This is a genomic window from Streptomyces sp. Y309 (genome assembly GCF_056712025.1).
Genome location: NZ_CM160048.1, coordinates 507555 through 523681 on the forward strand (window position 1 = coordinate 507555; position 16127 = coordinate 523681).

Below are 16127 nucleotides of genomic sequence, written 5' to 3' on the forward strand. Positions count from 1 at the left end.
ACTCTCGCCGCGGAGGCGTTTCAGCAGGTCAGAGGTCTACGACCGGCGTCCGTGCCGGATGGCGCGCACCCACGCCCAGGTGTTCGCCGACGCGGTTCACCAGCAGCGTCATCTCGTACGCGACCTGGCCGATGTCGGCCTGCGCGGAGCTGAGGACGCACAGACAACTGCCGTCGCCCGCCGCCGTCACGAACAGGACGGCGTCATCGAACTCGATCATGGTCTGCCGGACGGCGCCCGCGTGGAAATGGCGGCCGGACCCCTTCGCCAGGCTGTGCAGCCCGGACGACACCGCCGCCAGATGCTCGGCGTCCTCACGCTCGAGTTCCGAGCTCGCCCCTGTCACAAGGCCGTCGTTGGACAGCACCAGTGCGTGCCGTACGTGCTCCACACGCTTCGTCAGGTCGTCGAGCAACCAGCCGAGCCCCGTGTTTTGAGCCATGGCCCCTTCTCCCCCTGCGTCGCTCCCCCTGGCTGGAGGATCTGACCTGCCAGCCTTCCCCACCTCCGGCGTCCCGGCAAGCATGATGGGGACATGGCACAGAACATGACCGATGAACAATGGCGGGAGTTCGTCTCGCACGGCACCCGCACCGGCAAGCTGTCGACCGTCCGGGCGGACGGCAGCCCGCACGTGGCGCCGATCTGGTTTGTCCTGGACGGGGACGACCTGGTGTTCAACACCGGAAAGAACACCGTCAAGGGACGCAATCTGGCGCGCGACGGACGCGTGGCACTGTGCGTGGACGACGACCGGCCGCCGTTCGCCTTCGTCGTCCTGCAGGGTCGCGCCGAACTGATCGAGGACCTCGAGCAGGTGCGGCACTGGGCGGCCCGCATCGGTGGCCGGTACATGGGCGAGGACCGGGCCGAGGAGTTCGGCGAGCGCAACGGCGTGCCCGGCGAGTTGCTGGTCCGGGTCAGGATCGCCAAGGTGCTGGCACAGGGCGAGGTCGCCGACTGAGGCTCCGCGCGCCGCCTGACACCTCATCCCACCGAGTCGAGCAGCCGGGCGGTATGCCTCCGCCCGGCGTACTCGACGAGGCGAATCAGCACCTCCTTCCCCGAGTCCCGGTCCCGTGCGTCACACAGCACCACGGGAGTCCCACGGTCGAGGTCCAGGGCCCGTGACACCTCCTGCGCGCCGTACGTCCGCACGTCGGCGAAGCAGTTGACGGCCACGACCAACGGAATGCGGCGGTGCTCGAAGTAGTCCACGGCGGGGAAGCAGTCCTCGAGCCGACGGGTGTCCGCGAGGACGACGGCACCGAGGGCTCCCTGTGACAACTCGTCCCACAGGAACCAGAAGCGGTCCTGGCCCGGCGTCCCGAAGAGCTACAGCGAAAGACCCGATCTGATGGTGATGCGGCCGAAGTCCATCGCGACCGTCGTCGTGACCTTCCGGTCCACTCCCTCGATGTCGTCGACCGACTGGCCGACCTCGCTGAGGAGTTCTTCGGTACGCAGGGGACGGATCTCGCTGACCGCGCCGACCAGGGTGGTCTTGCCGACGCCGAAGCCTCCCGCGACCAGAATCTTCAGCGCCATGGCGGTGTCGTCACCAGCCGCGCCGGTTGCCGCTGTCTCATCGATAACTCGGGTCTCGCCGACCACCGCGGTCTCGCCGGTCGCGGCGGCGCTGCCGCCCATGGCATCAGAGCGCTTGGAGCCCATCGATCACCTCTCGCAGGATGTTCTCGTCGGGTAGATGGGCGGGCGGCACGGGCCGGTGCACGGTGACGCGGCCGCCCTGCACGAGGTCGCCGAGCAGCACTCTGACCACGCCTACGGGCAGGTTGGCACCGGCGGCGAGTTCCGCGACTGACTGGGGCTCGATGCGGCAGAGCGCCATGAGTGCCCGGTGCTCCGGGCCGAGCGCGGCGTCCTCGCCCGGCCCGGCGGCAGTGTTCTCGAGGGTGACGAGGGCGATCATGTCGAATCGCACACCGCTGGGGCCCGGTCGCGTCCGTCCGCCCGTCATCGCGTAGGGGCGGACCAGCGGGCCGGCCTCGGTGTCGTACCAGTGGCTTCCGTGCCGTTGTGCGGCACCTCTCCTGTCGTCGGTCATGGCTGGCGTCCGTCTCGGTCATCCGGAGCCCGGCGGCTGCCCGGGGAAGCGCGCCGGGGTGTGCAGGTGTTCACCGACGCGTTTGACCATGCGTGCCATCTCGTACGCGACGAGGCCGATGTCGGCCGTGACCGTGCTGAGCACGGCGAGGCAGGAGCCGTCGCCCGCGGCGGCCACGAACAGGAAGGCGTCATCCATTTCGACCATCGTCTGGCGTACGCCGCCCACTCCGAAGTGCCGGCCCGCGCCCTTCGCGAGGCTGTGGAATCCGGAGGCGACGGCGGCGAGATGTTCGGCGCCCTCGCGGGTTGAGCGCCGTGGAGGCGCCCACCCGCGAGTCCGTCGTTGGACAGCACCACCGCGCGCCGTACGGCTGCGACGCGCAGCACCAGATCGTCCAGCAGCCAGTCGAGTTCGCCGGGCCGCCCGGCGGTGCGACTCGATTCCCGGATCATGAGGGCTCTCCTTCGCTGCGGTCACTGCTCCTGGGCGACCCGTCCGGGTCGGGCATGGCTCCGATGACGCCGGGCAGCCAGCCCCCGCCGCGCGCCCAGCCGTCCCGGTAGGCGGCGATGCGGTCTCGGACGTGTTCGGCGCTGCGCTCGTCGTCGTGCCGGGCGTCTGCCGCCGGAGGTTCGAGCGGAGGCAGTCCGTGGCGCAATTGAGGGGCGAGGCTCGCCTGACGTACGCGGCGCGGGAGTTCGGCCGCCGGGTCCGTGGGGCTGCCGTCTGGTGTTCCGGGCGGCACGCTGTTCGTGTGCTTGCGCAGGCGGAGGGTGGCGACACCGGGAGGTGACGGTGTGGGCGCGGTGCCGTCGGTTGACGGGCCGAGCGCGGGGTGCTCGGGCACGTGGGCCAGGGAGGTGCTGTGGGCCGCCGCGCCGCCCACGCGCGCGTACGCGGCAGGCGTCGGCTCGGCCGCGTCCCGATGCTCGTGGTGGTCCGTATGCGCGTCTCGCTGCTCCTGGCGTTCTGTGTGGCGCAGGGCGGGTGGCGCGGCGGTACCGCTGTGCAGCAGTGCGGTCGGCAGCAGGACGACAGCAGTGGTGCCGCCGTACGGCGAGGTTCGCAGGTGCACCCTGATGCCGTGCCGTGCGGCGAGTCTGCTCACTACGAAGAGACCCAGTTGGTCACTGTCGAACAGGTCCAGTGCTTCGGACTGCGTGACACAGCGGCTGGCTTCGTCGAGGGCGTCGGTGCCCATACCCAGTCCGCGATCCTCGATCTCCAGGGCGTACCCGTTGCCCACGGGTTCACTGCTGACGCGCACCTTGGTGTGGGGCGGTGAGAACCGGGCCGCGTTCTCGACGAGTTCGGCGAGCAAGTGGGTGAGGTCGGCGACCGCCGCTCCCACGATCTCGGCGGCAGCCAGTTGGCGTACCTCCACGCGCGCGTAGTCCTCGACTTCGGAGACGGCGGCGCGGACGACGTTCGTCAGCGGGACCGGCAGCCGCCAGGCGCGGCCGGTGCGGCTCCGGAGAGGATGATGAGGCTCTCCGCGTGGCGCCGCATGCGGGTGGTCAGGTGGTCGAGTCGGAACAGGTCGCTCAGTTCGTTCGGGTCGTCCGCCCTGCGTTCCATGGTGTCGAGCAGGCCGAGCTGCCGGTGGACGAGGACCTGGCTGCGGCGCGCGAGGTTGACGAAGACTCCGGAGATGCCGCTCGCGAGTTCGGCGCGCTCGACGGCGGCACGCAGTGCGGCGCGGTGCACCGTGCCCAGCCCTTCGGCGACCTGGCCGGTCTCGTCCTCGGCGGCCGGGCCTGCGGTGCTTCCGTGCGGATGTCGATCTCCTCGCCCGCCCGCAGCTTCCGCATGGCGTGCGGGAGTTGGCGGCGGGCGATCTCCAGGGCGCGGTTGCGCAGCCCGACGAGTTCCACGACCAGGCCGCGGCCGATGCGTACGGAGATGACCAGTGAGGCAACCACGGCGGCGAGTCCGAGGAACACCGCCGCCCCGGCGGCCGTGAACACTCCACGGGTCAACGGGTCGGCCCGGTCGGCCGCGGCGCGCGCCGCGCGCCCGGCGATGCCGCGCTGGGTGTCCCGCACGGTTGCGTGGGCGTCGTCCCAGGTGTCGGCCGGGGCCGCTTCCAGAGCCTGCTTCCCTGGCTCGGCGACCCGCACCTTGTCCTCGACGGCCGCCACGTCGGCGTACGCGGTACCTGTCACGAGGCGCTGCCGCGCGGCCCGTTCGGGGCCGCGCAGGTCCGTCACGGCCGCCTCGACGAGGGTCTGCCGGGTGTCCGCGGCTCCGGTGAACCCGCACAGCCGTTCGCCGTCGAGGGTGCCTGCGAGCCGCGCGCTCGCCAGCAGCATGTCCTCGCGTGCCAGCATCTCGCCCGCCCGCGAGAATTCGAGCAGTACGCCCGCGTGGGAGCCCGATTCGCCGTCCTGAACACCGGAGAGGGCACCGCCGACGCTGAAGGCGGCGGTGATGGACTTGGTGTATTGGCCGTACGCGTCGTCCCATCCGCTGCGGCGGTCGAGGACGGAAGTACGCACCCTACGTAGCCGTACGGCGCCCGTGACGAACTCTTCCAGCCGGTCTGCCACGGGCGCGGGGAGGCCTGCTCCGTCGGCCACGGTGTTGCCCTTGCCGAGGCGCAGTTCGGCCACCGCTCGGTCGGTGCGGGTGGCCTGCTTCGTGAGGGCGGCTTCGCGGTCGGCGGCGGGTTTGGTCGCGTACCGCACGGCGTCGACGCGTTCGGCCTGGAGTGCGGAGACGGCGGCGTCCACGGGGGGCGCGTACCGCGGAGTCCACTTGCTGCGCCTGGCGCAGTCCCGCGACGTCCTGGGCGGTGCTGACGGTCGCGAACCCCCACAGGGCGAGAAGCGAGACGACCGGCACCATGAGCAGGCAGACGACCTTGGCCCGCACGGTGCGCGGCCGCAGTCGCCGGCATGCCGCACGCGGGGGCGTGCCCGGTGGCCCGTCCTCGCAGTCTTCTGCCGTGGCGAGCTGTTCCTGGGCGGGCGGGCCCGCATGGGCGCGGCGACCGCGGGCGGGCGGTGCGCTCGTGGGCGAGGTGCTTGTGGGCGATGTGCCGGTTTCGGGGGTTCTCCGGGGTATGTGCATGGCCTCCTCGCTCGGAAGGGTTCACGACGTGTGTCGTCCGGCCGTCGGCGGTCCGCGTCCGCTACGGGGCGGTGTGTTCGACGGGGCGCTGGGCCGAAACGGAGGCCGCGAGTTCACCGGCGCTCGGGGACAGCGCGATGAACGCCGAGGTCAGGAACAGGTAGGAACCGAGGCCCACGGCAAGGGGGAAGATGAACTGCATCGTCGAGGCCCCCGGCAGTTCGGCGCTCGAGGACGTGACGCGCACGCTCACGGCGAACATGCCGGTGTAGTGCATGCTGCTCACCGCCCCGCCCATGACGAGTGCGGCTCCGGGCCACCGCCGTGGGCGACTTGATGTTCAGGGCGGCCCACAGCGCGGCGGTCGCCGCCACTACGGCGATCAAGACGGACAGCGCGACCAGCATCGGGTCGTAGCGCACGTCACCTGCAGCCGCAGCGCGGCCATGCGAAATGCATCGTCCAGATGCCCGCGCCGATCGCGGAGGCGGCCGTGATGAGCCAGTTGCGGCGCGAGCGGCCCGTGGCGCCCAGCGCGCGGACAGTGCACTGCATTCCGAGGGCCGCGCCGACGCACGCCATTGCGTACGACAGCACGGGGGTCAGCCAGCCGAATGCGGTGTGGTCCAGGTGTCCCATGGCCCAGGGACGCTAGTCCCGGTGGGGGCGCACAACGGGGGCGCATTTCGAAAGCTGCCGCGGATGTTTCAATGCCGCCGTGATGCGACACCCGATGTCGTTGAACGATCGACCGAATGTGCGCATGAGGGTGCGTCTAGCGGGTGCGCTTACAGGGCCGTCGCGCGGCGCATGCGGGACCATGACCCGCATGACCGATGACCACACACACGTCCAAGAGTTCTTCACGGCGCGCGCCGCCGACTGGGACAGCCGTTTCCCGGACGACGGCCCGGCCTACCGCGCGGCGGTGGCCGAGCTCGGCCTGCGACCGGGCGGCCGCGTCCTGGACGCGGGGTGCGGAACCGGCCGCGCCCTGCCGGCGCTCAGGGACGCCGTGGGGCCCACCGGGGTGGTTCTCGGGGCGGACCTCACCCCTGCGATGCTCGAGGCCGCCGCGCGGGCGGGAAGGGCGACCCATGGGCAGTTGCTCCTCGCCGACGTGGCGCGGCTGCCGGTGCGCACGCACTCTCTGGACGCCGTGTTCGCGGCAGGCCTGATCGCGCATCTTCCCGATCCGGCCGTGAATCTCCGGGAGTTGGCGCGGGTGGTGCGCCCCGGCGGGCTGCTCGCGCTGTTCCACCCGATCGGCCGGGCCGCGCTGGCGGCCCGGCAGGGGCGTCGGATCACTCCCTACGACCTGCGCGCGGAGGCCAACCTCCGGCCACTGCTGTCCGGTTCGGGCTGGCGGATGACGTCGTACGTCGACGAGGACGCCCGATTCCTCGCGCTCGCCGTGCACGAGGGCTGAGACCGACCGGCGGCGCACGCCTCACCGGTGCCGGGTCAGGGTCACACCTGTCCGGCGACCACCGCGGCGAAGGCCGCCGGGTTGTCCAGCATGACGTTGTGTCCGGCGCCCGGCACCACGACGACCCGCACCCCGGACGCCACCAGCTCGTCATGGCCCAGGAGTTCACCACTCATGGCTCCCTGGAGATACACGCGCTCTACGGAGAGCCCCATCAGCAGCGCGCGCATGGTGGGGCTCGTGCCCCGGACGAGCCCGGTCGCACTGCGGTGCAGGGCACGTGGGTCGGCCAACCGCATGGTCGCGGCCCACAGGGGTCCCACCCGCTCCAGTACGCGCGCGTGCCCCTCGTTCACGAAGTGCTCTTCTTCGTAGGCAGCGATTCCGCTGCTGCCCGCTGTCCTCGGAGGGTGCGGGTCGAGGTTGGCCTCCGTGAGGACCAGGCGTGACACCAGGTCGGGCCGACGGTGGGCGAGAACGATGGCGACGGAGCCGCCCATGCTGTGCGCGACGATGTCCGCCTCACGGACGGCGGCCTCGTCCAGCGCGGCCGCCAAGGCGTCCGCGTGGTCCTCCAGGGTGTAGCCGAAGCCGGCGGGGCGGTCGCTCAGGCCGTGGCCCGGCAGATCCACGAACAGCGATCTGCGTCCGGCGAGTTCAGGCCGGGCGGCGATGTGGGCGTGATAGGCCGCCGATGCCGCGCCGAGCCCGTGGACGTACACACGCGCGGGACCGGCGCCCTCGGCCTCCGTCCAGCGAACCCGGCTCCCCCGCACGTCGAACGGCGCATCCCCCATGGACATGCGTGTCCCACCTCCGTCGCTCTCATCTCTCCACTTGCCTTGGCTCTCCGGGAGACTACATCAATGAATACCTCGGGCGCGCGGTATAGCGGGGCCGATGTACACCGCAGGTGCGGCAGAATGCGGGCATGCTGGAGCTCGCCATCCTTGGATTCCTCTACGACCACTCGCTGCACGGCTACGAGTTGCGCAAGCGCATCACGGCCCTCACCGGGCATGTGCGCCCGGTCCCGGAGAGCACCCTCTATCCGGCCATCAAACGGCTCGAGAAGGCCGGTCTGCTGGCCCGTGAGACCCAGCCCGGCGCCGTCGCCGCGCCCCGCCACGTCCTGAGCCTCACCGACGCCGGCAGAAACGAACTGCGCCGCCGCCTCGCGGAGCCCGCGCGGGCGGACATCACCGACGAGAACCGCTGGTTCACGCTGCTGGCCTTTCTGCGCCACCTGGGCGACGCGGACGCCCAGGCGACGGTATTGCGGCGCCGCCTCGACTTCCTTCAGGAGCCGTCCAGCTTCTTCTACGAGGGCGACCGCCCGCTGCGCGCCGAAGAGCTGGACGATCCCTTCCGCCAGGGCATCCTCACCATCGCGCGGGCCACGAGCCGCGCGGAACTCGCCTGGCTGCGCAAGACCCTCGCGTCACTCGGCTGACTCTGCCGGCGCTGCGGTCAGTCCGCCTGCGGCGCCGCCGACGGGTCCACGTGGCGCACCGGGCAGCCGCGCACCCCCGGCACGGGGCGGGTGCCGAGTTCGTCGACCCGGTAGCCGTCCGGGTAGCCCTTGATCTCTCGGTTCTGCCGGGCGTAGTGCGGGGCGGTGCGAGGTGGCAGGAGGCGCACCGCACGACCGCGCAGCCGCACCGCGCTCCGGACCAGCGTCCTGGTGAGGGCATGCGGCTCTTCGTAGCCGAAGGCCTTCACCAGCGAGTCGTCGAGAAGGGCGACGGTGGCCGCGCGCAGGACGGGGGCCAAGGGGCGGGGATACCAGGAGGCCATCAGGTCGATGGTCGCGTCGGAGACCCTGCGTGCTTCTGCGTCCCATCCGAAGTGGGCCTCTTCGTAGGCATCGAGACATTCGGCGAACTCTTCGTAGGAGCCCGGGATGTCCTTGATGCCCAAGTGCTGTCCGAGCGTGCGGTAGTAGACGGCGGAAGCGACGGCCTCGTGCCGCGAGAACCTGCGCCATCCGTAGGTGTCGATCCACCTCTTGGGTGTGACCACGAACGTGCACAGCACGTACCGCATGTCGTCGTTGCTGATGTCGTAGCTGCGGTGCATCTGGTTGATGCGCCGAATCGCCGTGCGCCCCGTGTCGCTGTCGAAGCCGTGCTCGACGACCGCGTCCAGGAGCAAGGCCGTGTCGTCGTACCGCTTCTGCGTGCGGTCCGTGAGCTCCGCGGTCCGGGCGAGGAGGCGGCCGATGCTCGGGACTGCGTACGTGCGGTACAGGGCGAGTTCGAGGGCGCGGGTGAAGTCCCAGGGGAACTCGTACGCCGCGGAGAGGCGATAGATCGTCAGGAAGTCCTTCTCTGGGTCCAGACGCCGGATCTGCTGAAGCCGCTCGTAACGCTTCACCACACGGTCCCCCTTTTGTCGCCGCACCTCCAACTCTACGTTGGGGACCTGCAGATGAGCCGTACGGCGGCGGGATCCAGTCGGGGGAAGGCGGTCCAGATGTTCGACCGAATCCGCAGGCGGTGGCGCGGGGGCGAACCGGAGATACGTGCGGAAAAGGCGGCGCAGGCGGAAAGGCCGCGCCCCCACAACCTCTTCGAGGCAGCCGCTGTCTACGTGGCGGCGTGCGCCGAGGACGATCAGGACCGGGTCGACGAGGCGGTGGGCTGGGTGTCTCCGGAGGCGCTGTCCTTCGGCGTGAGCGAACTCGCCTGCCGTGCCGTCATCGCGCTCGCCCGGGAGCACGACGAGTCGCCGCGCGACGTGGCGCGTACGCTCCTCGGCCTGCCTGCCGCGTGACGTCGGTGTGGGACGCGGCGGCGTCCCGGCGCTTGGGCACGGCGAGGGCGGAGCCCGCGTCGAGGAGCTGTCGCCCGCACTGCGGGCAGACGTCGTGGCGCACGCGCGCGTAGTCGGCCGCCTTCTTGAAGGACGCGCGGCACGGCAGACAGACGAAGTGCGAACTGGCGCTGGACATGGCAGGCAGCGTAGGCGGTGGTTCCGGTGGCGTACGAGCGGATTTTCCTGGTCATCCACCCCTCGACGACGTCATGGAGCAGTGGTTAGGGTGCGCCGACGGAGGAAGAAGTGGCCAGTGATGGGGAGGCCGGCATGGCCGGGACGGACGACGCTGTCGCCACCGACGACGACGCGCTGTACGTGCTGACGGCGGTCCTGCTGACGCCCGCGAAGTTCCCCAGCGTGCTCGGCGACGACTATCCGGAGGCGTGCGCGGCCCTGGGCCTGCCCCCGCTGGCCGCCGGCTACGGTCTGGTGCTCGGCCAGGACAGCGCCGGTGCGCGCTGGACCGTCGTCACCGATGACGTGTCGCTCGTCGCCGTGGCGATCGCCTCGTGGGACTGCGGCATGGAGTACGACCTGTCGCCCGGTGAACGCACCGTGGTCGCCGCCCTGCCCGGCTGGCCGCTCGCGGTGGCGGTGGCCGCCCCCGGAGTGCCCGCGCCGCACGACCCCGAACCGGACCCCGAGCAGCCGGACCTGGTCCCCCTCGCCCCGCCCCAGGCGGACACATGGGGGCCGGCCCAGCGCCGTCTGGGCGCCGACGAAATAGCCCTCCAGTGGGCGGCATGGCGCGAGCAGATCGACGACGCGGACTTCGCCACGGACGGCGGAGGCGAGGATGCCGGGTCCCTCGACGGCGGCCAACAGGGGCCTGCCGACGGCGAAGACCGCACCGATGGGTCGATGCCCGAGCCGCTGACGGGCGTACGACGTGTCCTCGCGGAGGTACGTGCGTACGTGGACACGCCGCCGCCGCTCGGACGGGTGCGGTCGTCGTTCGCCTCCGGCGAGGCACGTACCCTGCGCGCCGACGGCCCTGGCTGGTCCATGGTCGCCAGGACTGACGACATCGCGTTCGTGCTGCTCGACGAGGAGCCCGGAGAGGTCCTGCCGGTGGGGCGCGGGCCCGAGTTGCCGGGGCTGCTCGAAGCGCTCGACAAGATGGCCGTGCGCCCCGCCTGAGTCGTGCCTCCCGCCCGGTCGTGGATGGGTGTCGCTCACCCTCCGAGTCGCTCTGAGCGGCGCGTCGGTGACCGTTCGACGGCAAGGCGTCGTTCGACAGCACGGCATCGTTCGACGTCGAGGCAGCGCTCGGCGGCGTCCTTTCGGAGCCATGGCGCCTCGGCCATCAGCGCCGCTTCGCCTCCACAAGGAGCGCTGCCGCAGCCGTGTCGGCGTCAGCGTGGTCTCGCAGGGCGGACAGTTCATCGCGCCACGTGTTCTTCCAGGAGGTCGCCCGCCCTCCCACGCCCACCAGCGCAAGAGCCATCACCGCCGCGACCGGAGTGCCACGTTCTCGCAGCATGCGGGCAGCGGCGAGCAGGGCCTCCCGCGCGCGTGGGCCGTCGATGTCCAGATACAGATCGCCCTCCAGGGGGAGCCGGTCCGGCCGCTCCTCGACCAGGAGCAGCAGTCTTTCCCAGCGCTCGGGGTCGTACTGTCCGTGCCGCAGGGCCGCGAGTGACGCCTCCCCCATCAGCTGGGCCGCCTCTCTGGCCAACCCGACAGTGTGCAGCGTCGCAGCGACTGCGTCGGCGGCGGGCAGCGCCCCAGCCGGGCCCCGCTGCACTCTCAGCGCACCGGCGATGTCCGCGAGGCGGCGCAGCGCGTCGGCCCGCACCTGTGGGTCCGGCTCGCTCGCGCGCTCTTGGAGTGCACCGAGGACACCCGTCAGGACGGACTCGCCGCCCGGCCCGGGCGGGAAGTGCGCCAACTCCTGTGCCGCGACGCTCCGCAGGCGCCGGTCACGCGCCGGATCGACGACAAGGTCCGCCACGGCCCGCATGGCGTCGACGGACTCCGGAGTGAGCCAGCCGGGCAGGGCCCGGCACGCGGCGACGGCGGTGTCGTCGTCGCCCTCCCGCACCAGGCGCGTGAGGAAGGCACGATAGGCGGCGGTCGCGGAGTGGGGCACCGGTCCCACGCGCGCGTGGATGACCGCATCCCGTACCGCAGGCTCCGCGACCCCCGTCATCAGGCGATCGGCTGTCCCCGGGCGGTCGATGGCAGCGAGCAGCAGCCCGGCTACGACGGCACGGACGTCGCGATGCTGTCCGGGTGCGTCCCAGGCCGAGAGGAGGGCGGCCAAAGCGGCGTCACCCGTGAGCGTTCCCAGGGCACGTGCGGCTTCCTTGCGGGTGCCGACCGGTGTGTCCGGCGCGCAGGCCACGGGCGTGAGCAATGCGATTGCCCCGCGGTCGGGCAGGGTGTCGAGGAGGCCTCGCAGGGCCGCCATGGCTGCGCGTCCGCGGACACCGCCGGTGGCGGCGTGGCGCAGCAGGAGGTCACGGAGCGGCTCCTCCTCGGGAGTCGCGCTGTCGTGGATCGTGCTCCGGTCGCTCCGCATCGTGCCGGTGGCCGAGCTCAGCGCGATGAGTGCCGCGGCGGCGACCGGTTGGGGTGCGGTGTCCGCCAGTGCGGCGAGCAGCCGCGGGTCGTGCACGTACGCGACCGCGTCGGCTCGGGTGCGCAAGGCGGCGTGGTCGTCCTGCGCCACGCGTGCGTGGTGCTCGTCCCATGCGCGGCGCTGTTCGGGCAGCCAGCGGCCGGTGATCGCGGTGTGCAGCCGTGGCGTCCAAGGGGCGAGGCATGGGCGCACGCGGCCCTTCAGGCCGTGTGGGGCGGCCGTCAGGATGGTGTCGATGAGGTCGGTGCGGCGGGTGGTGGCCGTGCGCAGGATCAGGGGGACCGTCGCGAACGAGGCGTCGATGCCGATCAGTTCGGCGGCGCGCTGCTCGCGGACGTCGCCCGGTGCCACCCATGCGGCTGCGGCGCGGGCCGCGAGGTCCGGGTCGTCACCGTCGACCGCCGTGTGCCGTACGAGCGCGTCGAGTTCGGGCAGGGCGGTCAGGTGAGGCGCCAGGAGTTCGGCCAGGCAGGTGTGGATGTGCGCACGCGCGCGGATGTGCGGGGTTGTGGCGTTCCAGATGGCACGCGCCGTCGCTTCGTCGAGGCGCAGGGGGCGAACGGATGCACAGGAGCGGGAACGGGAACGGGGGTCGGAGACCACCTGGCAGAGCAGCTCCGCGGTGTACGAGGCCCGGCTCCGGCTGCCGTCGGCCGCCGCGACGTGGGTGACGCGGCGCAGCAGGCTCTCGGCGGCCCTCAGGGTGCGCGGGGTGGAGTCGCGGGACTGGACGGTGGTGAGGACCGCGTCGCGGAGCACCCGGTCCGGGAGCGCGGCGACCAGGCGCGCGGGGGCGCCCGCGAGTTGCTCCAAGGCCGCGCGGCGCACTTCGTCCTGGTCGTGCCAGGCCCGCTCGCAGTCGATCGCGACGCGGGCGAACTCATCCGGGTCGCCCTCGAGTTCGGCGCAGGCGAGCAGAGCGGGCCAGGCCATGGCCCGGAGCTGGGATCGGTGCCGCTCGGTGACCGCCCGCAGGAGCGGTTCGCCATCGGTGAGCGGGAGGACGGCGGCGAGCCGGCACACCGCCCGGTCGCGGCATGATCGCTCCAGCAGAGGCTGGACGACGCGGGTCCGGTCAGCCGGCTCCAGCGTGGCGAGCGTGGGCAGCGGGATGCCGTGGACGGCGCGCGCACGCGCTGTGCGTTCCGCCGCGATGCGACCGCGTTCCGGTGCCGGCAGCAGCGCCAGCAGGCCGTCCGGCGTGACGTCGAGGCGTCCCGGGCGGTCGCGGCGGGCTCGTGAGGCCGGGCAGCGTCGTGCGAGGTCGGCCAGGTCGGCGGGTGGGAGGGCGCGCAAGGCGCGCCGCGCGGCCGGCGGCAGCGGTCCTGTGGGCAGCCCGACCTCGCGGGGTGATCCGTCGGGGTTCGGCGGCGTGGCGCGCAGTGCGTCGAGCATCTGGGCGGGCCGTCGCAGCAGGATGTGGAGGGCGGCACGGGTGAGGAGGTTGGGCTCCGTCTTCAGGAGCAGTGGCGCGGCCTCGGGGTCGCGCCGTGCCGTGCCGCGAGGCTCGCGAGTGCCCGGTGGCAGCGCGTGAGCCGGTACCGGTGGTGGTCGGTGGCCTCTTGCAGGCGGCTGGCTATCAGGCGCGCCACCGCCACCGGGCGGTGCGGGCCAGGGCGTGGAGCACGCCCTGGGGAGGGTCGAGGCGGGGCAGCCAGTCGGCGACGGTTTCGGCGGGGCATGCGGGCAGGAGCAGGGCGGCTTCCCGGGCTCCGAACCGGTCGTGCACGGCAGGCAGCAGTTGTGCGGCGAGGCTGTGGCGGCGGCTGAGCCGCAGGACGCGGTACGTCTCGTGCCGTACCGCGGCGACGGGACTCAGCGCGAGCTGTTCCAGGACCGTGGCGTCAATCGGCAGCCGGATGGCTGCGGAGAGGGCGCGGCGGCGCAGCAGTGGGTCGGTCAGGGCGGCGGCGATCGTGGTGAGGTCGCGGCGGGCGACGGCGAGAAAGAGGGCCGTGTGGCGCTCGTCCGACGTCCCGGCGTCGAGGGTGCGGTGCAGCGTCGCGTACGCGTCCGGGGTGAGCGCCCGGGCGTAGCGCGCGAGGGCGCTCATGCGGGCGGGAAAGGGCAGGGGGTCGAAGTGCGTCCTGAGCCAGGCCGCGGTCAGGGGTGCGGGCGCGCTCTGGGGCGTGGTCGGGGACTGCGGGGTGTGCGCCTGGGGCGCGTCGTGTCCGGCCATCAGCGATCACCGTGGGATCGCTGGGCCTCCTTTCCGGAAGTCATGGGCGTCATGGTCACGGGCGAACGTCCGCCGTCGCAAGGGGTTTTCCGAGCCGCGAGGTCTTCCTGTCCGCATGAGGCTTCCGATGCGTAGGGCTTCCGACGCATGGGGCTCCGATGCGCGGGGCTTCCGATGCGCGGGGCTCCCGATGCGCCCGCGGGGCGGCGTCGGCTGCTCCGCGGGCGGTGCGTGGTTCCAACGGGGTGTGATCGCAGGTGTGGGGTGCGTGGCCTTCGTGGCCCTCGGCCTGGCGCGTCGCCCGGTCGGTGAGCCATGGCGGCTCAGCGGCCGAGCTCCTTGCGGCTGACGCGGCGCAGCCTGCGCCGCTGCTCGGAGTCGAGCGTCAGATAGGCCGCCGCCGGGACGCCGAGCACGATCAGGAGTGCGGCCCACCAGGGCAGCCAGATCAACAGGATGATCCCTGCCGCCACGCCTCCCGCGGCGATCTTCGCCTTCTTCGACATGTCCGTCGCCTCCTTCGCGGCTGGTGCCGCTCTCTGTCTTGAGAAACGGGATCGGACCGCGCCCAGTTCCGGAACGCGACCCTGACCGATCCCTGACGTACGACCCCTACTCGACCCTGAGTGGTTCGCCCACCTCGTACATGTGGCGAAGTACCTGCCGGTAGGAGTCGACGAGCCCGGTCTCCGCGTAAGACATACCCACAGCATGACAGTGCGCGCGGACGAGGGGCTGGGCCAGTCGCAGATGCGGCCGGGGCATGCTCGGGAACAGGTGGTGTTCGATCTGGTAGTTCAGCCCGCCGAGGAGCCAGTCGGTGAGGGCGCCGCCGCGGATGTTCCGGGAGGTGAGGACCTGGCGCTTCAGGTGGCCCCAGCGCTCGCCGTCGGGGTCGGGCATCTCCATGCCCTTGTGGTTGGGGGCGAAGGCCATGCCCAGGTGCAGGCCGAAGAGTGCCTGGTGGAGGGCTGCGAAGGCGATCGCGTGGCCCAGGGGCATCGCGGTCAGCAGAAGCGTCACGTAGCCCACGAGGTGCACCACCAGGAGGGGCCCTTCGACGGCTCGCTCGCGCGGGCTCTGACGGCGCAGGTCGCGGAAGCCGTAGACCTTCATGGCGATGCCCTGCAGCAGCGTCAGGGGGAAGAACAGCCATGCCTGGTTGCGGGTGAGCCAGCTGCGGAAGCCGGCGCGGAGCCCGGCCTGCTTCGCGGTGAACACCAGGATGTCGGCGGCGACATCGGGGTCCTTGTCGATGTGGTTGGGGTTGGCGTGGTGCCGGTTGTGCTTGTCGTTCCACCAGCCGACGCTCATGCCCAGGAGCAGGTTGCCGTGGAAGAGGCCGATGAGGCGCGCCACCGCGCGATTGCCCGTTATCTGGGAGTGCCCGGCATCGTGTCCGATGAAGGCGGTGCGGGCGCACAGCACGGAGAGCACGGGCGCGAGCAGCAGTACCCACCAGGTGTGCCCGACGGCGAACAGCCCCGCGCACACGGCCACCAGGGCTGCGGTGTTGAGGGCCATGCTGCGCAGGTACCAGCCTGTGCGCCGGTCGAGGAGCCCCCGCGCTTTGATGGTGCGTAGGAGCGGCGCGAAGTCGCTCCCGGAGGGGTGCCGTGCGGTGACGTCGGTGGGGCGTTCCGCGACGGCTGCGGCAGCCTGGGGCATGGCGAGGGTCTCCGGTCTCCGTGAGAATGCGCTGACCTCAGGAAACGTACGGATCTGTGACCTTCGGCAACCATGGCGCCACCACCCGTGTTCAGCCGGGTGCCAGCGCCCGCGCGGAGGGGTGCTGGGTACACCCCCGCCCACACGGCCCCACACGGAGGACTCCGAGCACACCTCCAGCGAAGTGAGCCAGATCACCGCGCAGCTGGCCCTCAAAGGGAAGATCGCACTGTATCCTCGGCCGCTCCGGTCTCATTAGTCAAACTTGAGGAATGCGCCATCGCTGTGCACAGGCTCTCCGCTG

At 71.8% G+C, this 16127-nt stretch carries 13 protein-coding genes and 4 pseudogenes; 5 read left to right on the forward strand and 12 right to left on the reverse strand.

The genetic code is table 11. The annotated features are described in order from the left end of the window. Positions 1 to 28: 28 nt before the first annotated feature. The gene (locus AC0KTA_RS02115; protein ID WP_481053355.1) at positions 29 to 442 is read right to left on the reverse strand and encodes a roadblock/LC7 domain-containing protein; all 414 of its coding nucleotides are present in this window, start codon (positions 440 to 442) and stop codon (positions 29 to 31) included. A gap of 93 nt (positions 443 to 535) precedes the next feature. Between AC0KTA_RS02115 and AC0KTA_RS02120 the strand changes: the two genes are divergently transcribed. Next, the gene (locus tag AC0KTA_RS02120) at positions 536 to 964 is read left to right on the forward strand and encodes a PPOX class F420-dependent oxidoreductase (protein WP_481053356.1); all 429 of its coding nucleotides are present in this window, start codon (positions 536 to 538) and stop codon (positions 962 to 964) included. Between the two features lie 23 nt (positions 965 to 987). Here AC0KTA_RS02120 and AC0KTA_RS02125 read toward each other — a convergent pair. From AC0KTA_RS02125 to AC0KTA_RS02145, 5 genes and pseudogenes are all read right to left on the reverse strand, one after another. After that, positions 988 to 1548, reverse strand: a pseudogene (locus AC0KTA_RS02125) (GTP-binding protein). A 106-nt stretch (positions 1549 to 1654) separates the two neighbouring features. Further along, complete coding sequence (locus AC0KTA_RS02130) at positions 1655 to 2068, reverse strand: DUF742 domain-containing protein (RefSeq protein WP_481053357.1); 414 nt, start codon at positions 2066 to 2068, stop codon at positions 1655 to 1657. 18 nt (positions 2069 to 2086) lie between these two features. Beyond that, positions 2087 to 2523 (reverse strand): annotated as a pseudogene (locus tag AC0KTA_RS02135) (roadblock/LC7 domain-containing protein). Further along, positions 2520 to 5143, reverse strand: a pseudogene (locus AC0KTA_RS02140) (sensor histidine kinase). The pseudogenes AC0KTA_RS02135 and AC0KTA_RS02140 overlap by 4 nt, the downstream one beginning before the upstream one ends. A 61-nt stretch (positions 5144 to 5204) precedes the next feature. Beyond that, positions 5205 to 5782, reverse strand: a pseudogene (locus AC0KTA_RS02145) (MHYT domain-containing protein). 190 nt (positions 5783 to 5972) lie between these two features. Here AC0KTA_RS02145 and AC0KTA_RS02150 point away from each other — a divergent pair. Further along, positions 5973 to 6572, forward strand: coding sequence for a class I SAM-dependent methyltransferase (locus AC0KTA_RS02150; protein ID WP_481053358.1), 600 nt, complete (start codon positions 5973 to 5975; stop codon positions 6570 to 6572). 41 nt (positions 6573 to 6613) lie between these two features. On the opposite strand, the gene AC0KTA_RS02155 is transcribed toward AC0KTA_RS02150, so the two are convergent. Continuing rightward, positions 6614 to 7369, reverse strand: a complete 756-nt coding sequence (locus AC0KTA_RS02155; protein WP_481056281.1) for an alpha/beta fold hydrolase — start codon at positions 7367 to 7369, stop codon at positions 6614 to 6616. Between the two features lie 134 nt (positions 7370 to 7503). Here AC0KTA_RS02155 and AC0KTA_RS02160 point away from each other — a divergent pair, with 134 nt between their 5' ends. Continuing rightward, positions 7504 to 8025, forward strand: a complete 522-nt coding sequence (locus tag AC0KTA_RS02160; RefSeq protein WP_481053359.1) for a PadR family transcriptional regulator — start codon at positions 7504 to 7506, stop codon at positions 8023 to 8025. Between the two features lie 17 nt (positions 8026 to 8042). Here AC0KTA_RS02160 and AC0KTA_RS02165 read toward each other — a convergent pair whose 3' ends face one another. After that, positions 8043 to 8948, reverse strand: a complete 906-nt coding sequence (locus AC0KTA_RS02165) for an oxygenase MpaB family protein (protein ID WP_481056282.1) — start codon at positions 8946 to 8948, stop codon at positions 8043 to 8045. Between the two features lie 99 nt (positions 8949 to 9047). On the opposite strand from AC0KTA_RS02165, the gene AC0KTA_RS02170 reads away from it, so the two are divergent. After that, positions 9048 to 9347, forward strand: coding sequence for a hypothetical protein (locus tag AC0KTA_RS02170; protein WP_481053360.1), 300 nt, complete (start codon positions 9048 to 9050; stop codon positions 9345 to 9347). A 312-nt stretch (positions 9348 to 9659) separates the two neighbouring features. After that, entirely contained in the window at positions 9660 to 10532 is an 873-nt protein-coding gene (locus AC0KTA_RS02175; RefSeq protein WP_481053361.1) for a hypothetical protein, read from the forward strand. 166 nt (positions 10533 to 10698) lie between these two features. On the opposite strand, the gene AC0KTA_RS02180 is transcribed toward AC0KTA_RS02175, so the two are convergent. The 4 genes from AC0KTA_RS02180 to AC0KTA_RS02195 form a co-directional block, all read right to left on the reverse strand. Continuing rightward, on the reverse strand, positions 10699 to 13371 hold the full coding sequence (locus tag AC0KTA_RS02180; RefSeq protein ID WP_481053362.1) for a hypothetical protein: 2673 nt from the start codon (positions 13369 to 13371) through the stop codon (positions 10699 to 10701). 184 nt (positions 13372 to 13555) lie between these two features. Beyond that, entirely contained in the window at positions 13556 to 14155 is a 600-nt protein-coding gene (locus AC0KTA_RS02185; RefSeq protein ID WP_481053363.1) for a hypothetical protein, read from the reverse strand. 323 nt (positions 14156 to 14478) lie between these two features. Continuing rightward, entirely contained in the window at positions 14479 to 14661 is a 183-nt protein-coding gene (locus tag AC0KTA_RS02190) for a hypothetical protein (RefSeq protein WP_481053364.1), read from the reverse strand. A gap of 106 nt (positions 14662 to 14767) precedes the next feature. After that, on the reverse strand, positions 14768 to 15823 hold the full coding sequence (locus AC0KTA_RS02195) for a fatty acid desaturase family protein (protein WP_481053365.1): 1056 nt from the start codon (positions 15821 to 15823) through the stop codon (positions 14768 to 14770). Positions 15824 to 16127: the final 304 nt, after the last annotated feature.

What these genes read in the sequence shown, in the direction of transcription:
- AC0KTA_RS02130 (WP_481053357.1), bottom strand. Translation starts at nt 2,068, where the DNA reads ATGACCGACGACAGGAGAGGTGCCGCACAACGGCACGGAAGCCACTGG.
- AC0KTA_RS02160 (WP_481053359.1), top strand. Translation starts at nt 7,504, where the DNA reads ATGCTGGAGCTCGCCATCCTTGGATTCCTCTACGACCACTCGCTGCAC.
- AC0KTA_RS02195 (WP_481053365.1), bottom strand. Translation starts at nt 15,823, where the DNA reads ATGCCCCAGGCTGCCGCAGCCGTCGCGGAACGCCCCACCGACGTCACC.
- AC0KTA_RS02115 (WP_481053355.1), bottom strand. Translation starts at nt 442, where the DNA reads ATGGCTCAAAACACGGGGCTCGGCTGGTTGCTCGACGACCTGACGAAG.
- AC0KTA_RS02155 (WP_481056281.1), bottom strand. Translation starts at nt 7,369, where the DNA reads ATGGGGGATGCGCCGTTCGACGTGCGGGGGAGCCGGGTTCGCTGGACG.
- AC0KTA_RS02120 (WP_481053356.1), top strand. Translation starts at nt 536, where the DNA reads ATGGCACAGAACATGACCGATGAACAATGGCGGGAGTTCGTCTCGCAC.
- AC0KTA_RS02190 (WP_481053364.1), bottom strand. Translation starts at nt 14,661, where the DNA reads ATGTCGAAGAAGGCGAAGATCGCCGCGGGAGGCGTGGCGGCAGGGATC.
- AC0KTA_RS02180 (WP_481053362.1), bottom strand. Translation starts at nt 13,371, where the DNA reads ATGCTCGACGCACTGCGCGCCACGCCGCCGAACCCCGACGGATCACCC.
- AC0KTA_RS02150 (WP_481053358.1), top strand. Translation starts at nt 5,973, where the DNA reads ATGACCGATGACCACACACACGTCCAAGAGTTCTTCACGGCGCGCGCC.
- AC0KTA_RS02185 (WP_481053363.1), bottom strand. Translation starts at nt 14,155, where the DNA reads ATGGCCGGACACGACGCGCCCCAGGCGCACACCCCGCAGTCCCCGACC.
- AC0KTA_RS02170 (WP_481053360.1), top strand. Translation starts at nt 9,048, where the DNA reads ATGTTCGACCGAATCCGCAGGCGGTGGCGCGGGGGCGAACCGGAGATA.
- AC0KTA_RS02175 (WP_481053361.1), top strand. Translation starts at nt 9,660, where the DNA reads ATGGCCGGGACGGACGACGCTGTCGCCACCGACGACGACGCGCTGTAC.